The 15,462-nt window shown below is 57.7% G+C and carries 11 protein-coding genes and 1 pseudogene; all 12 read right to left on the bottom strand.

The window, feature by feature from the left end:
- Nucleotides 1-2 precede the first annotated feature (2 nt).
- The 12 genes and pseudogenes from H8E27_11130 to H8E27_11075 all read right to left on the bottom strand — a co-directional run bounded on the left by H8E27_11130 (nucleotide 3) and on the right by H8E27_11075 (nucleotide 15,395).
- Nucleotides 3-1,526, bottom strand: a complete 1,524-nt coding sequence (locus H8E27_11130; protein ID MBC8326163.1) for a sulfatase-like hydrolase/transferase — start codon at nucleotides 1,524-1,526, stop codon at nucleotides 3-5.
- Nucleotides 1,527-1,580: 54 nt separating this feature from the next.
- Complete coding sequence (locus H8E27_11125) at nucleotides 1,581-1,982, bottom strand: redoxin domain-containing protein (GenBank protein ID MBC8326162.1); 402 nt, start codon at nucleotides 1,980-1,982, stop codon at nucleotides 1,581-1,583.
- A 9-nt stretch (nucleotides 1,983-1,991) separates the two neighbouring features.
- The gene (locus H8E27_11120; protein MBC8326161.1) at nucleotides 1,992-2,627 is read right to left on the bottom strand and encodes a HEAT repeat domain-containing protein; all 636 of its coding nucleotides are present in this window, start codon (nucleotides 2,625-2,627) and stop codon (nucleotides 1,992-1,994) included.
- Nucleotides 2,628-2,633: 6 nt separating this feature from the next.
- Entirely contained in the window at nucleotides 2,634-4,103 is a 1,470-nt protein-coding gene (locus tag H8E27_11115; protein ID MBC8326160.1) for a sulfatase, read from the bottom strand.
- Nucleotides 4,104-4,122: 19 nt separating this feature from the next.
- A pseudogene (locus tag H8E27_11110) lies at nucleotides 4,123-4,813 on the bottom strand (HNH endonuclease).
- 52 nt (nucleotides 4,814-4,865) lie between these two features.
- Complete coding sequence (locus tag H8E27_11105) at nucleotides 4,866-5,981, bottom strand: esterase family protein (GenBank protein MBC8326159.1); 1,116 nt, start codon at nucleotides 5,979-5,981, stop codon at nucleotides 4,866-4,868.
- A 22-nt stretch (nucleotides 5,982-6,003) separates the two neighbouring features.
- Nucleotides 6,004-7,386 carry a sulfatase-like hydrolase/transferase gene (locus tag H8E27_11100; protein MBC8326158.1) on the bottom strand — a complete coding sequence of 461 codons (1,383 nt, stop codon included), beginning with the start codon at nucleotides 7,384-7,386 and terminating at the stop codon, nucleotides 6,004-6,006.
- Between the two features lie 18 nt (nucleotides 7,387-7,404).
- Nucleotides 7,405-8,694, bottom strand: a complete 1,290-nt coding sequence (locus H8E27_11095; protein MBC8326157.1) for an alkaline phosphatase family protein — start codon at nucleotides 8,692-8,694, stop codon at nucleotides 7,405-7,407.
- Nucleotides 8,695-8,819: 125 nt separating this feature from the next.
- Nucleotides 8,820-10,211: a sulfatase gene (locus tag H8E27_11090; protein ID MBC8326156.1), complete on the bottom strand. Its 1,392-nt coding sequence runs from the start codon at nucleotides 10,209-10,211 to the stop codon at nucleotides 8,820-8,822.
- Between the two features lie 9 nt (nucleotides 10,212-10,220).
- Complete coding sequence (locus H8E27_11085) at nucleotides 10,221-11,702, bottom strand: hypothetical protein (GenBank protein ID MBC8326155.1); 1,482 nt, start codon at nucleotides 11,700-11,702, stop codon at nucleotides 10,221-10,223.
- A 54-nt stretch (nucleotides 11,703-11,756) separates the two neighbouring features.
- On the bottom strand, nucleotides 11,757-14,081 hold the full coding sequence (locus H8E27_11080) for a DUF1592 domain-containing protein (GenBank protein MBC8326154.1): 2,325 nt from the start codon (nucleotides 14,079-14,081) through the stop codon (nucleotides 11,757-11,759).
- A 57-nt stretch (nucleotides 14,082-14,138) separates the two neighbouring features.
- Complete coding sequence (locus H8E27_11075) at nucleotides 14,139-15,395, bottom strand: DUF1552 domain-containing protein (protein MBC8326153.1); 1,257 nt, start codon at nucleotides 15,393-15,395, stop codon at nucleotides 14,139-14,141.
- Nucleotides 15,396-15,462 lie beyond the last annotated feature (67 nt).

Below are 15,462 nucleotides of genomic sequence, written 5' to 3'. Positions count from 1 at the left end.
GATTATTCGTCATCACCGGCCGGCCGGCGTCCCTTGAACGGGCCGTAGGGCAGGCGTTTTTCGTACGCTTCCATTTGTTTGTACGCCTCGGGATCGAAGTCCGGGTTCACCTTGGGGATGCGGGCGTCGACGGCCTTGAGGTAGCGCATCATCTCACCGAAGAGCGCCTGATGGCGCTCTGGATGCTTGCCGGCAAGATTGGTCGTCTCGGCTTCGTCCTTGGCGAGATCGAAGAGCATCGGGATGTCGTCGTGGTCGTAAAAGTGGATGACCTTGTCCGTGCCGGAGACAATGGCCGAGTGCGGCATGGAGGTGCGGTTGTGCGGGTAATGAAAATAGAGGTGCCGCTTGAGGAAAGCCTCGTCCGGTTTTTTGCCGCGCAAATAGTCGGCGAGGGAAACGCCGTCGATGTCTTTTAATTTCCCGGGCTGACCGCCAGCCCAGTCGACGAAGGTGGGGAGCAGATCGTAGTTCACCACGTTGCCATCAAACGTCCTGCCGGCGGGGATGCCGGGGCCGCGCACAATCATCGGCACACGAATGCCGCCCTGCCACACCCACCATTTGTGGGCGTGCATGGGCTGGGTGAGCTTGGGATGCAGCTTGAGTTCCTTGTGACGATAACCGTTGTCGGACATCACCACGACGTAGGTGTTGTCCGCAATGCCGGCCTGCTTAAGCTTGGCGAGCACGTCGCCGATGCAGCGGTCGAGATCCTCCGCCATGCCCAGCCAGATGGCGGGGTCTTGTTTGCGGTTGATGTTGTCGGCGGTCTTGCCGGCGCGCTTGTAGTAGGCCTGCACGGCGGGATGTTTCACGTACTTGGTGCGCGTGGCGGGCAGGCATTCGCGGCCCTCGTGCATGGCGTAGTGGGAAATCTGCAGGTAAAAAGGCCGCTTCGCCTTGGCCTGTGCGTCGATGAAGTCCATCGAGCGTTGGGTGACGCTGAACATCAGCTTGGGGTCGGTAAGATCATCCGGTTGGCGGGCGACTTTGCCCACGGTGTTGCCGGGGTCGTTGGTGGTATCGCCGTCATGCGCGATGTACCCCTCAGCGCCGGGATCGCCGCGCATATGCCATTTACCAAAATGCGCGCTCGCATAGCCCAACGGCTTGAGCGCCTCCGGAATGGTCACGGCCTCGGGATCGAGTGTCATATCCGAGATGCAGGAGATCACCGGCAGGCCGCGCGATTTCTTGACGTTAAAATATTCCTGCCCGAGCGCATTCGAGAACACGGTGTAGCCATTGCGCGGGGAGGATTGGCCGGTCTGCACACACACACGCGAAGGCGAACACTGCGGCGAGGCGTAGGCGTTGCGAAACTTCATACCATCGCGTGCGAGCCGCTTGAGATGCGGCATCTGCAGCACGGGCATTTTGGAATTGGCCATCGCCTCATCAAAGGCAATCGGGGTGCCGTTCCAGGCCCAGTCATCAATGAAAATGAACACGATGTTGGGCGGGCGATTCTCGGCCTTGATGGGCAATGTCAGTGCAAAGAGAAGCGTAAGGAAACGGATCATAATGGGCGGGGAATCTGTACCAAAGCGCCTGCGAAGGCCAGCTTTTAGCGGGGGCTAATTGGAGTGGCGGGAAGCTTGCTCCAGTGCTTTTAGCATATCGTCAACTTCCTTTACATAGGAAGTAGGCGAGGCAAACGTGGGATGCGCTGCGTAGGTGAGAATGCCTTTGCGATCGATAACGAACCAACAAGGGTTGTTCTCTACCCAGCCGCCCCAGCGGATGCATTTGCGGGCAACCCCATAAATCGCTGCCGCCTGTCCCGCCGGATCAGCCAGTGCCGTGCTGAAGACGAGGCTCTTTTGTTTGGCGAACGGGCCGTTGCCGCGGGAGAGCAACCGATTCTCCTCCTTAAACACCCGGGTGCGCAGCAGGTCATGGGACTGGATCAGATATACTTCTGCACCCAGCTTAAGGACTTCTTCTTTTTTCAGGCGCAACTGCGCCTGCTCATGCATGCAGCCGCCTCATTGATCGAAGGCCGCAAAATACAGCGCAATGGGTTTCTTGCCCAGAACGGTCGATAGCTTGAAGGGCTTGCCGTCCAGCGTTTGGGCGGTGAAATCCGGAGCGGGTTGCCCGATCATTGCCGAGCCCATTTTCTTGCGGTTAATGCCCGCCGCAAACGCCCGCCGAATTTGGCCGGCACAATCCTGTTTGCTCTTGAGCTGGTCAGCGGCCAAATCAGCCGACCAGCGCACAGCGCCTTGGCGATCCTTCTTTGCCGCCTCAATCACCTCCGCCTTCATCTTGAGCAGACCAAGTGATTCCACGGCCCGAATGCGAACCATGAACTCCCGATCTTTCCGGGCCACCTCCGCCAGCGCATTGGCCGAGGCCTTGTCTCCACGAATGCCCAGCGCCCGGGCGGCCATGGATCGTACAAATTCGTTTTTGTCAGTCAGACCCGCGCGCAGGGAGGACAGGTTGGCCTGATTGATAATCTCAAATTCCAGCGCTACCCGTTCACGCCAACCCTTGTCAAAATTCTCCGGTCGCGGTGGGAACTCCAAATTACGGTAACGCTCCAATGCCGGCGGCGGTTCGGCAATTACCGCGGGTGTCAGAATGGCCAGTGCACATAGCGCAATTGAGAATCTCATCACCGTTCACTTTACTTCATTGAGCCGTTCTTTCAAGCGCTCTAAGAGCTTGGCCTTGATGGCGGCGTGGGCGGGGTCATTGGCGAGGTTGGTGAATTGTTTCGGATCTTTCTCCATGTCGTAGAGCATGAATCCTTCGGTTTTGGTGCGCTTGGAGGCGGGGTACCACATGAAGGCCCATTTGCCGGAACGTAGGCCATGGCCGCGCGCGACGGTTGTCCAGGCATCTTGACGCGGGAGTTTTGCGTCTGGGTTATTCAACAGCGGTACGAGGCTTTGCCCTTGGGCCTTGGGTTCGGGAGGCAAGCCCGCGAGTTCGGCGAGGGTAGGATACAGGTCGATGAGTTCGACGATGTGATTCGTGCGCGCGCCTTGCTTTTTGCCGGGCGCGGAAATGATGAGCGGGACATGGATGGCTTCGTTCCAAAGGACGCCTTTTTTCCACATCTGATGTTCGCCCAGCAGATAGCCGTGGTCGGAGACGAAGACGACGATGGTGTTGCCGCGAAGCTTGAGATGATCGAGCCCGTTCATGAGGCGGCCAAATTGCGCGTCCATGTAAGTGACCGCGCCGTAGTAACCGCGGCGGACTTCCCGGACGGCGGTTTTCTTTAGCTCCATCATGCGTCCCTTGGAGCCGGTCGGCATGTCGGCGTGATCGTCCTGCGGAAAATCCGGATGAGCCATTCGATGGGCATCATAAGGTTCAAGGCTGCCCTCGGTCGCCACAAACGGAAAGTGCGGGCGCACCAAGCCGACAGCGAGAAAGAAGGGCTTGGCCTGGCCTTGGCGGCCTTTGAGCAGTGCGAGGGCCTTGTCGACGGCCAGGGTATCGGCGAGTAATCCGGTGTCCTTATCCGCTACTTCGAGCACGGCGTAATCGCCGCGGATGGAGGGATGCATTTTGTAGGGAGCCCCTTCACGATGCGCGGCGGCCCATTTGGCGCGTTCGGCGGGGTAATGCTCGGCGGCGTCTGGATGCGTGTAATCGGCCAGCTTGCCAGGCGTCATCGTTTCGAGGGCGGTGATATTATGGGCCTCGCTCCAAGAAGCGGCATGGTCCGGGCCGGACGTTCCTTGCACGATGTCGACGGGGATGCCCATGTGATAGATCTTGCTCACGCGCGCGCTCCAATAGCCGTGGTTGGCAAAGTGCCGGGGAAGGGTCACCCGGTTGGGATCGACCTTGCCTCCGTTGCGCATCACGCCGTTCACCAACGGATACTGGCCCGTCATGATGGAAGCCCGCGAAGGACCACAGAACGGAAACTGACAATACGCCCGCGTAAAGCTAACGCCCGTCTTGGCAAACCGATCAAGGTTCGGCGTCTTGCATTCGGGATGGCCGTCTCCGCCGAGGGCGTAGTTCAGGTCGTCCGAAATGACGAACAGCACATTGGGCTTGGCGGCGGCCGCAGGTGAAAATGCAAAGAAAACGAGCGCATATGCAACAGAGTAAATGTCAATTGTTTTCATTGCGATTACCTGGAGGGATTTATTGTATTTTCGCGGATTTTTTAAGGTTGTGTCGCATGCAAAGAAGCTGAATGTTATCCGTTGTTATAGAGGTTCCGCCTTTTGAAAAAGGAAGGATATGGTCAAAGTGGAGATTGTCTTCCGATCCACATTCAACACACTGGCCCTGATCTCGAGTCCAAACTTCTAACTTGATATTCGTCGGTATTATTCTTCTGTGTGGAATGTCAATACTTACAGGTCGAGAGAAATCTTCGTCGCCCTCTACAGCAACAAGGCGAAATTTAAAAACATGTCTTCGATTAGATTTTTCTCGCCAGGAATCAATGAGATGGAAAACACCATTATAAGTCCAGATCCCGGGTTTGATTTTTTCATAAACACGTACCCGTTCTGGTAATTGTTCGCGCCGCTTGGCTAGTTGGGCTGCTTTAATTAAACTTTCCATTTTCAGTCAACTTGCCTGTTGAATACTTTTCTGGTTGATCGACTGTTTTTGGGTTTGGGCCTGTTCTTGTTCTGTTTATATCGTGACCTTCATAAATAAGTGTTTCACCATTGTCTTCTAATCGGTCTTCGTATGGGGCTCCAGGACGCACAGACATTAAAATAACTGAGTGGTCATGTCCGAGTCGGTAATTCATGCCTCTTTGCAGGCTTGATCCTTCACGTTTGCACATCTCCAAATAAGGTATAATTTCATTATTCATTTACTGTAACTTTGGTCGAAATTTTGTGAAGTAAAAGGAGTTGCTCAGAAGTTTACTCCTTCGGTTTGTAGCCGTGCCAGACCCATTCCAGTGCGTGGGGCAGGAACTGGGTCTTGGCGTTGCGGATGCCGTGGCCGGAGTTTTGGCAAAACAGATATTGGTAATCGTAACCCTTGGCCTTGAGCACCTTGGCCATGCGATGGTTGGCTTCCACCCAATCGTGCATATCGTCGCGCATGACGTTGGGGTTGAAGTTGTCGCGGTCGCCCACGGCCAGAAAGATGCGAAGCGGTTTCTTGGGACTCTGCGGGATGAGCTGGTCGTGAAAATCCCAGGCGCCGCCGGGGGTCTTGGGATTGAACGGCCATTGCTGGTTGACGAAGGTGCCGGAGGTGGTCAGCACGCGGTGATAAAGATCCGTGCGATACCACGCCATGATCAGGGCGGCGGAACCGCCGGAGCTGCTACCCATCACGGCCCGGCCATCCGGATTCTTGGTGAGTTTCACGCCGCAGTTTTTCTCCACCAACGGCAACACCTCGGTCTCGATGTATTCGGCGAACAGGCCGGACATGGTGTCGTATTCCTTGCCGCGTTGATGGCCTTGAGCATCGCCGCCGCCGTTAGCCACCATGATAGCGATCTGGGCGGGAACGCGTTTCTGGGCGATCAGGTTATCGAGAATGCGGGGCAAGGTGAGGTTGGGTTTTCCTTTGGGCCCGTCGTGGCAGACGATGAAAGGAGCGGCCTCGCCGGGCCGGTACTGGGCGGGCACGTAAACGGTGATCTGGCGGACGTAATCAATCTTGTGCGTGTCCACGATCAAGGTCTTGGGGTTGTTGGGATCGACCGTGCCGAAGACCTTGCGCGCGATGCCGGGGTTCAGCAGCTTGGTGGTGCGGGAATCGATTTTGAACTGGTGAATCTTGCCCTGCGGCACATTGGGGTTGGCCTTCGTCTCCGGCGCCGGCTGGTATTCCGGGCCAATCAGGTAATTGCCATTGGCGGCCACGGGCGGGTTGAGCCCCGGCTTGGCATCGAGTCGAATGAACTTGGGCGCGCCCGGTCCATCAAATTTGCGAACCGGCGGTGGTTGCCGCTTGGCGCCTTGCGCGGGCAGGGTGAATACGGTCACCAACATAGCGGCGAAAAGGTGAAGGGGTTTCATGTTCTGGTAGATTTGAAAAAGCTTACCGGTTGGTCTTGTTCTTCAGCCCTTGGATGCGGCCTTCTTTGCTGGCGGTGGTGAGGCGGGTCTTGGCCAGCTCGGCGAGCTTGGCTTCGAACTGGTCCTTGAGCGCGCGCTCGGATTGGCTGAGTTTGTTGTCCTTCAACTGCTTGCCGTCAAAAGGGCCTTTATAGCGGGTGAAGGCGGTGTTGGTGCCGTCTTGGTTGGCGAGGAGGGCGTATTGCTTGTTGCGAATCATGACCTGCTTGCGGTACCAGATGTAGATCCAATCCTTTGTGCGGGCGGACGCCTTGTTTTGGAGTACGGGGACGATGCTGGCGCCGTCAGCGGGATGGTTCTTAGGCAGCTTGGCGCCGGTGACTTCGCAGAGCGTTGGGAACATGTCGGTGAACTCGACGAGATCATCCACTACGCGCCCGGGCTTTTGGATGCCAGCCGGCCAACTGGCGATGAGCGGCACGCGTGTGCCCGTGTCGCTCATGGTGCCTTTGCCACCCACAACCTTAGTTCCGTTCCAGGGAGTAACAATGGGTGTGTCCGTACCATTATCGCCCGTAAAGATGATTAGCGTGTTGTCGCGCACACCGGATTTTTCGAGCTGCGCCACGATCTGTCCGACGGCCTTGTCGGCGTAGGCAACCATGTCAATGAAGTGGCGCTGAGGATCTTCGCGGTCGCCCTTGTAGGTGGTGGAACCGAGCCGCTTGGGATCCCAGTCGGTGGAGTCCGGTGTGGGGTCGAAGGGGCAGTGCGTGAGGATCATCGGGTAGTACACGAGGAAAGGCTTCTTCTTGTTCGCGTCGATGAAGTCGCAGAGGAAGTCGGTGCAGACCTGCGGACCGTATTCGCCGTTGGTGTAATCCTTCTCCACGCCGTTGATCTCCAATAGTGGGTTGACGAAGCGGCGGTCGATGCGTTTGCCATCTTCGTTGGATCGACCACTTCGGGTGTGTTGCCAGAGGCAGGATTGTTCGAATCCGAAATGCTGCGGTGAATCCTTGTCTTTGCCGAGTTGCCACTTGCCGGCGATGGCGGTCGCGTAGCCGGCAGCCTTGAGCTGATGAGCGAAGGTGGTTTGTTCACGATCCAGCCAGCCAAACTTCACGTAGTTCCGGACGTTGTAATGGCCGGTCATGATCTTCGTCCGCGACGGCGTACAGATCGGGTTGGAGAAACAGTTGGTGAAGCGCACGCCGTTCGCTGCCAGCTTGTCGAGGTTGGGCGACTTGCAGGATTCGCTGCCGTTGGCGGACAACGCTTCGTAGCCCATGTCGTCGGCCATGATGAGAATCACATTGGGCCGGGCGCCATCGGGAGCGGCTTGCGTGGTGAACGCTCCAAAAAGGAGCACGGCGAGGGTGGTGAGAGCGGATGTGAGTTTCATGGTTGAAAGGATGTTCGTTTATTTGAACTGCAGTTCGCTGCGCTTGAGGGTGAGGTCGTGGATGGGTTTGCCGTCGATGTTGATGATGGTGTATTTGACGGTTGGATCGTCGGCCTTGAGATCGAAGTCCACGCGGCCGAAGGATTGCTTTTCGTTGTAACCAAAAAGCGAGTGCTTGATCAGGCCGTGCACATGTTGATTGGTGAGACGTGAGGACTGCCATTCGTAGAGCGGGTACATGCCGTCAATGCCGGTGTCGATCTTGTAGGCATCGGACCGATGGCGGTCGGCGGAGAGGATGATGACACCGGGAATCTTCTCCTTGGCCAGGTGCTCAAAGATCGCCTGACGTTCGCCGGCAAAGCCGTCCCAAGTATCCTTTGAGCCGGGCTTCACCTTGGGGGTGATGGGCACGTTGGTGCAGAACACAGTGAAGGTGGCCGGTTTTTTGAGGGTTTGCTTGAGCCACTTCAATTGTACGGGGCCGAGCATGGAAGGGTTCTCCTTGCTGCGCGGGGATTCGCGATAGTAGCGGCCATCGATCATCACGAAGTGCACCTTGCCGATCCAGAAATCAAACCAACAACCGGGCTGCTTCTCGCCGCCGCCGTAGTAAGGGTTGTCGTAGTTCTCCTTGAAAATTTCCCAGACCTTGCGCTTCCATTTGGGCTTCTCGATATCGGGCCCGCCCCAGCCGTCGTTGGTGGTGAAGTCGTGGTCATCCCAGATGCCGTAGATGGGCACGCGCTTGGCGAGCTTCATCCATTCGGGCTGGCTTTGCCGACGGTAGTAGTGGAACAGTTGCATTTCTGGTGTTTCAGGGTCGTCGATGTAAACATTGTCGCCGAGCAGGAGAATGGCGCGTGGATCAATGGCGCCGATGGTGTTCCACACGCGTTCGTTGGCGGGCACGTAGCCTGAGCCGCCGCCAAAGGCGATGGTGAACTTCTCGCTCGGGGCATCTTTTTTGAGTGAGGTATCGGGCAGCACACGCTCCCACGGCCAGGTCTTGGCATCGTACTTCCAGGCGTTGGGCTTGTCGTTGGCGATGTCCAGCAACAGCTGGGTATGTTTGGGATTTACCTCAAAGGCGGAGGTCTCAAACAGGTAGGCAGCGGCCTCCTTTTTCTTGCCCTGCAGGATCAGCTTGAGCGCATGCGGATGCACGCGCTTCACCTGTCCGCGGCTACCGGGCTTTTCATTATTCACCCGCGGCTTATTCGCCTGACCTTCCTGGGCCAGAAGCGGGGAGGTGTGGAGGGCGAAGGCGAGGGCGGTGAGGCAGAGCCAGAGGGGGGAGTTTTTCATTGGATTGTTCCTTTTTGTAAACACGAATGGACACGAGTGATTTTCAGAGAACGATTCGTTACCAGTCGAGTTTGGCGTGTTTGAAATTCAGTAACAAGCTTCAGGAGTGAGGCAGGTTTCATGAGTTATTTGGAAAGGGGTTTGGCGTTTTTTACAAAGGCGGCCGGCCGACTGTTTTTTGCGATATCCTTGGTGAACACCTGAAGGTGGTTTTGGAGGCGACGCACAATGTCAGGGTTTGCCTTGAGCACGTTTTGTTTTTCACCGATATCGGTTTCCAGATTGTACAGTTGGGTGGGTTTGCCTTTGTTAACGTGGAGCTTCCAATTGCCTGAGCGCACGGCGTTGAGGTTGGTGCGGCTGTGGTAGAAAAAGGCTTCATGCGGAGTGCTCGCCTTGCCGGTGAGTACCGGCCAGACGTCTTTGCCGTCGATGACGCGGTCATTCGGAAGCTTGGCGCCGGCGAGTTTGGCGAAGGTGGGGAGTAGATCCATGGTGGTCATGAGTTTGGGATTGGTTTTGCCCGCCGGAATTTTGCCGGGCCAACGGATCACTGTGGCTTCGCGCATACCGCCTTCGAAGGTGCTGCCTTTGCGGCCTTTGAGCGGGCCGGCGCTGCCAATGGCGGGGCCGTTATCGGAGGTGAAGATCACCAGCGTGTTGTCGTCAAGATCGTGCTTTTTGAGGGTGTCGAGGATGCGCCCCACCGACCAGTCGATCTCGTTGATGGCCTGACGAAAGAGACGGTCGCGGGTCTTGTAGTCGACCGTGCCATTCTCGAGTTTTAGTTTCTCAGTGATTTCCTTCGCCACACCTTTCATGAACGGCGGGGCCACATGGAGTGGCTTATGCGGGATGGGGTGCGGGACGTAGAGGAAGAAGGGGTTTTCCTTGTTGCGCTCAATGAATGACACCGCATGTTCGGTGATGCGTTTGGTCAGGTAATCTGCGTCGGGATCCATTTCGGTGACCGTTTCGTTTTCGAGCAAGGCCAAGGGCGGGAACTTGAAGTGGTTCTGGCGTGGGTGAAACGGATGAATGTCGTGGCTGAAGGGGATGCCAAAAAACTCGTCGAACCCTTGTCGAGTGGGCAGAAACTCCGGTTGATCCCCGAGATGCCATTTGCCGGAGATGGCGGTTTTGTATCCGACCGTTTTCAGGATTTCGGCGATGGTTATTTCATTGGGGTTCAGCCCCTTGGGGTCTCCTGCCAGCAGGACGGCGAAATTCGAGCCGGTCGCCATATCGATACGCGATGGGTAACAACCGGTCATCAACGCGGCTCGGGACGGAGTGCAAACCGGGGCCGCCACGTAGAAGCTTGTGAGTTTGGCGCCTTCTTTGGCCATGCGATCGATGCGCGGGGTGTGAACATGCTTGCCCCCGAAACAACTGAGATCGCCATAGCCTTGGTCGTCCGTGAAGATCACCACGAAGTTGGGGCGGTTGGCTCGCTCCGCTTGTGCGGGCAGACCGATCCACAGCGTCGTCAGGATTGTAATTAAACGTAAGGACATCGCGCGCGGTTAGTTGAGTTCAAGCTGCAGGCTCTCGAGGATGGGCTTGGATTTGTTGGCGGTGGAGTCGGTGATCTTCAACTCGATCTGGAAGGCAAATCCAGCGGGGAGCTTGGAGAGATCGAGCGCGGCGGGGGTGCGTTGGATTTGTTTGGAGTAGCCCTTGATGTAGTCGTAGGTCTCCTTGACCTCGGTCCAGTCGGTCCACTGGTTGATCTTGCCGTCGTTGTTGGTATCGACGCCGACGCGGGCGGTGACGGTCTCAACCCACGGGCCGGGGCTCACGTAGTCGGTGCGCTGTTGGGTGGCGAGATAGAACTGGCCTTCGGCGAAGGCGACGTCCGGATCGGGGTGACCGTTACCGATTTTGTCGCACCACTTGAAAGGTTCATTGATGGACGCAGAAGTAAACCAGCCGACGCTCATTTGGTGACCGCCGGCGGGATCGTAATCGCCGAAGAGATAGTATTGGCCGCCGATGCAAATGGCCGCCCAATCGCCGTAGGCTTCCTGCTCCGGCTGGTGCACTTCGTACTTGGCGACGTTGGTCTTGAAGCGCTTCGGATCCTCCTTGAGCCAGTGCGGATGGTTGTAGGTGGCGATCTTGCCGGTGGGTTTCGTCCGGTTGTCGACGGCGGGTTTTTGGAACTTGAAATTGTTCAGGCCGTTCGGGCTCACGGCGTGGCCGGCGAGCGGAGAATCCCACGAGCGTTTGCTGGCGTTGATCGGGCTCCAGTCCTCGATGATCACGTGCATGTTGCCTTGGAGATCGCGGATGAAGCCGGCGTCTGAACCGTGCGAGGGATCCTTCACGGCGATGCCCATGTTTTTGCCGGGGACACCGTCGAAGAGGTTGTCGTCCACGTAGACGTGCGGATCCTGATCGTTTGGAAAATCATAGTAGATGTAGGCCTTGCCATCGACCCACTCGGCACTGGTGACCCAGCGGGAAAACCCTTCGGTGACGGGGCCGTGGTGCACCCAGTTCTTCATGTCGCGGCTTTGCCAGGCGTGGTAGCCGCCCTTGCCCGGCTTGAGCCCACCGGGCGCGTTAAATTGGTTGGGGAAAGGGGTCGTCCGCAATGGCATATCAAAACCCTTCAGCGTTGCCTTCTCGGCTTTGAATGCGCCGCCGCGTCGACCGCCGTAGCGGCCGAACATCCAATAGTTACCCGGTCCCACGGTGAGCAGCACCGGGGCATCGCTCAGGTTGGCCGGGCCGAGGTTTTCGATCGGGTTCCAGTTTTGCCACACGGCCGATTGGGTGAGGGTCAGCGCCTTGGCCGTTTGTTTGCGGTCGAATTTTTGTAGGTGCGTGCGGATCTGTCCGGCTTTTTCGGTGGGCGTCACGGTGCCATTTTCAATGGCGACTCCCTTGGAATCGGCTACGGCTTTTTTCCATTCGGCTTGGGTGCGAATGAGAAGGGTATCTCCGGCAACTAATGCTGAAATCGATAGGAATAGCGATAAGACGACTGAGAAGTGCTTCATAGGATCGGCCGAGCATTGGCCAAAATTGCCGCTGGCGCGAGCTAAAGATGCGGGCTAACGCTGCCGCAACAGATCCCCGGTGGCGATGGCTTCGACGAGGTGGCGCAGGGGATGCCGGTGGTCGGCGGCTTGGTCCACGATTTTGTTGACTACGACGAAATCGGCGGCGTCGAGCTGTCGGCCTTTGGCGTATTCGGCAAGGCGAACGGTCAGGTTGTAGGCGAAGGGGCGCAGGTCTTGCAGAAGGATTCGTTTCAGATCCTGCACGCCTTCAATGTCCGTGCCCTTAAAGGTGCCGTAGGTGGTGACGGGTTGTTTGTTTTCGTACCGGACACGCAGTCGGCCGATGGGGTCGTAGGCTTCGAGGGACATGCCGATGGGGTCCATTTTGCGGTGGCATTCGACGCAGGCGGCATTGGTGCGATGCTTGGCGAGTTGTTCGCGGACGGTGGTGGCTCCGTTGAGGTCGGGCACGAGGGCGGGTACTTCTTTGGGCGCGGGCGGTGGCGGGGTGCCGAGCATTTCGGCCAGCACCCAGTGACCCCGCACGACGGGGGAGGTTTCGACGCCGTTGGAGGTGAGGGTGAGGATACTGCCGTGACCAAGCAGCCCCCCGCGCGGCGTGTTCGGAGGGAAGGGGGTGCGGACGAGTTGGGCGCCTCCGGCAAAGGGGATGTCGTAGAGTTGAGCGAGACTTTTGTTCAGGAAGGAATAATCGGAATCGATGAAGTCGGCGATACTGCGGTTTTCCCGGAGCACGTGATGAAAAAAGGCGCGGGTTTCTTCTTTCATGGCCGCTTCCAGATTGTTTCGGAAATAGCTCCGGTACTGCGGATTCTTTACGTCCGGTGGCATTGTGCCGAGGGTGTCGAGGGCGAGCCATTGATCCGCAAAGCTGCGACTGAATTCAATGGCGCGGGGATCGGCGAGGAGGCGTTGGACTTGTTTCTGGAGGACGGCCGGCTTGAGGAGTTCTCCGGAATCGGCCAAGGCCATCAGTTGGGCATCGGGCATGCTGCTCCAAAGGAAGTAGGAGAGGCGGTTGGCCAGACCATGGGCGGAAAGGGTGGCGGCGTTACCGGCATCGTGGATGTAAAGGAAATCGATGGAGGACAGGATGGCGGAGAGCGTTTCGATGAGCGCCTCGTGCCAGTCGTGTCGGGCCCGGTGTTCTTTCTCCAGAAAATCAAGGTAAGGCCGGATTTCCGCTTGGGTGACGGGCCGGCGGAAGGCGCGTTTGGCGAACCGCATAATGAGTTGCTCGCGTTCGGTCGCCTGACTGAGATCCGGCACGGTCTCGGCGTCGTAGGTGGCGCGGAAAGATGGGGGCGGCCATTCGTCATAAAAGGGGCCCTCGATGGTGAAGCGGGTGATTTTGATGCCGGGCCCGCGATAGGGTTGCTTGAGGGCAGAGGGCGGAAGGTTTTTGCGCCGGATGTTGGAGCGGATTTGGGTGATGGGTTTTGATGAACCGTTCTTGAAGGTGAGGTAGGGAAAATGATTCCGATCAATCCAGCTGTTGAAGCGGAAGGTTTGCGCCTTATCATCCTTGAGTTCGAAGGTGCGATGGAGGGTGCCTTGGGCGGATAGGGAGTCGGAGACTTCCTGCATGACGCCGAAGCCCATCAGGATCGGCCCCTGTTCCGGCGTAAAGGGAATGGGGTAGAATTTCCGGTCCACGGCGGATGCGGTGACGGTGAGTTGGTATCGGCCGGGGTACGCCGGCACGCGACTGGGGGAGCCGTCAAAGAGCTTGGCTTTGCCGCCGGAACGGCCGATGGCGTAGTTCTTCGCGGTGTTGATATAACGGCTTGAAGTGCCGGTGACGCGATGCAGCGGCACCTGAATCGTTTGCGGGGAAGGCTTAGTGGCGCCGGGTGAAAAGAGCGCGTATTGCAGACTCTTCCGCGCGGCGGCCATGTATTCGATGAGCAGTTCGTTGGAGATTACCAATTGCTCGGCTTCGGTGTCGAAGCCGTGATCGATCTCGTCGTCATAAACGTATTCGGCCGGATCAAACGTTCCGTTTCGCAAACCCAGGAGGTCGCGGAGGGTGTTGCTGTACTCCCGTTTATTGAGCCGCCGCAGTCCCGATGCGCGAGTCGGTTTGTCCTTGGCCGCCTTGCTCAGGGCGAGGGCGGTGAATGCGGCGCGCGCGGGATCAGAGGGTTGAGGTTCATCTTCGGGAGGCATTTCCCGGAGGGACAACTGTTCGGATACCCGCAACCATAGCTCCGGATCGATGGCTTCAAACCGGTCCAGTCGCACGTCGCCCTTTTGTTTGTCGGGTCCGTGACATTTGAGGCAGTGGGTTTTGAAAAATTCTTTGTGAGTCGCCGCGTCTCCGTCTGCCCGCGTGGTGAGGGCCGTCAGTAGCATTGGCGCGGCCAGAAGGGCTAGGCGGAGGATTCGTGGCAGTTGAGCGGTGGACATGGCCTAGCTTAAGTCGAAGGTGCCCGTGGCGCCGTTGAACCGTTCGGTTTCCACGCCGAAATTTTGCAGCATGGTGGTGTAAAGATTGTTCAAGGGCGTCTGACTGTGGTCGGGCCGCATGGCGTCCACGTGACCGCGGTGCTGGAATCCGCCTCCGGCGAGAACCATGGGCAGGTTGCGGTTTGAATGGCGGGCGGCATCACCCAGACCACTGCCGAACAGCACCATGGTGCGGTCCAGCAGGTTGGCGTCCTGCGTCCGGGTGTCCTTGAGGCGTTGCACGAAGCGGGCCATCTGTTTCATGTAAAACGTCTCAATGATTTGAAGCTCCCGCAATCGGTCGGGCAGATTGCCGTGATGGCTGAGGCCATGGTAACCGCCGGTCACGCCGTCCAGTTCGATGACGTGGTTGTGCATGCCGAAGCCCGCGGTGAAGACGCGGCTGGAATCGTTTTGCAGCGCCAGATGGAGTAGGTCGAACATCAACGGCGAAAGGGTGCTGTAGTCCATCCCGCCGTGTGGGTGGACCGTGTCGTTCACGGCCACTTTGGGTTTTGGAATTTTCTGCCAGCGTTGAATGCCTTGGATGCGTTCCTCGGCTTCGCGAATGGCGGTCAGGTATTCCTCGAGCTTGGCTTTGTCCGCCGCGTTGATGCTGTGCTCCAGACGTTTCGCCTGGCCGCGGACGAGATCCAGCACGCTGCCCTGCCGATCAAGTTCAAGCTGGCGGGCTTTGCGGGCAGCGGGGGAGTCGGTCACAAACAGTTTTTTGAACAACAGCAAAGGATCGCTCTCCTCGCGCACCTTGATTCCCGATGCCGTCCATGAACTGCCCTGACTGCCTCCCAGAGAAATGTGGACCGAAGGAAATCGCGTCCGGTATCCGACGTGCGCCGCCGCTACTTGGTCGAGGGATTGATTTTCGCCCGTCCGCGCCTTTTTCGCATCCACGCCACTGAGGAAGGAATTCATCCCGCCGTGCTTGGTGAAGATGGAGGGGTGATCCATGTGGGAAAACACGGTCAGGTCATCTCGCAACGGCGCGAGCGGGGCGAGCACCGGCGAAGGTGTGAAATCTTTCCCAAAAGTTTTCGGAAAAAAGGTGGCTGGGTTCATCCCCAATCCGGTGCAGATGCACACCAGCCCCATCGGCGGCTGGGCGGCGGCCGGCGTTCCGAAGGATTCAAGCGGAGGCAGGGCAATGGCAACGCCCGCCGCCTTGAGAAAAGTCCGGCGGGTCGATTGAGTTTTCCGGTTCATGATTAAAGAGGATGTGACGTTGCTACCCAGTAATGGTTACAGGGGGATTGGAACATGGAACAAGTTT

The organism is Limisphaerales bacterium, from assembly GCA_014382585.1.
GTDB lineage: Bacteria > Verrucomicrobiota > Verrucomicrobiia > Limisphaerales > UBA1100 > JACNJL01.
The sequence above is the reverse complement of the archived record's forward strand: the minus strand, read 5'-3'. Positions and strand labels throughout refer to the sequence as shown.

Excerpts from the sequence above, each read along its gene's own strand:
- H8E27_11130 (MBC8326163.1), bottom strand. The coding sequence starts at position 1,526 with ATGATCCGTTTCCTTACGCTTCTCTTTGCACTGACATTGCCCATCAAG.
- H8E27_11125 (MBC8326162.1), bottom strand. The coding sequence starts at position 1,982 with ATGCATGAGCAGGCGCAGTTGCGCCTGAAAAAAGAAGAAGTCCTTAAG.
- H8E27_11120 (MBC8326161.1), bottom strand. The coding sequence starts at position 2,627 with ATGAGATTCTCAATTGCGCTATGTGCACTGGCCATTCTGACACCCGCG.
- H8E27_11115 (MBC8326160.1), bottom strand. The coding sequence starts at position 4,103 with ATGAAAACAATTGACATTTACTCTGTTGCATATGCGCTCGTTTTCTTT.
- H8E27_11105 (MBC8326159.1), bottom strand. The coding sequence starts at position 5,981 with ATGAAACCCCTTCACCTTTTCGCCGCTATGTTGGTGACCGTATTCACC.
- H8E27_11100 (MBC8326158.1), bottom strand. The coding sequence starts at position 7,386 with ATGAAACTCACATCCGCTCTCACCACCCTCGCCGTGCTCCTTTTTGGA.
- H8E27_11095 (MBC8326157.1), bottom strand. The coding sequence starts at position 8,694 with ATGAAAAACTCCCCCCTCTGGCTCTGCCTCACCGCCCTCGCCTTCGCC.
- H8E27_11090 (MBC8326156.1), bottom strand. The coding sequence starts at position 10,211 with ATGTCCTTACGTTTAATTACAATCCTGACGACGCTGTGGATCGGTCTG.
- H8E27_11085 (MBC8326155.1), bottom strand. The coding sequence starts at position 11,702 with ATGAAGCACTTCTCAGTCGTCTTATCGCTATTCCTATCGATTTCAGCA.
- H8E27_11080 (MBC8326154.1), bottom strand. The coding sequence starts at position 14,081 with ATGCTACTGACGGCCCTCACCACGCGGGCAGACGGAGACGCGGCGACT.
- H8E27_11075 (MBC8326153.1), bottom strand. The coding sequence starts at position 15,395 with ATGAACCGGAAAACTCAATCGACCCGCCGGACTTTTCTCAAGGCGGCG.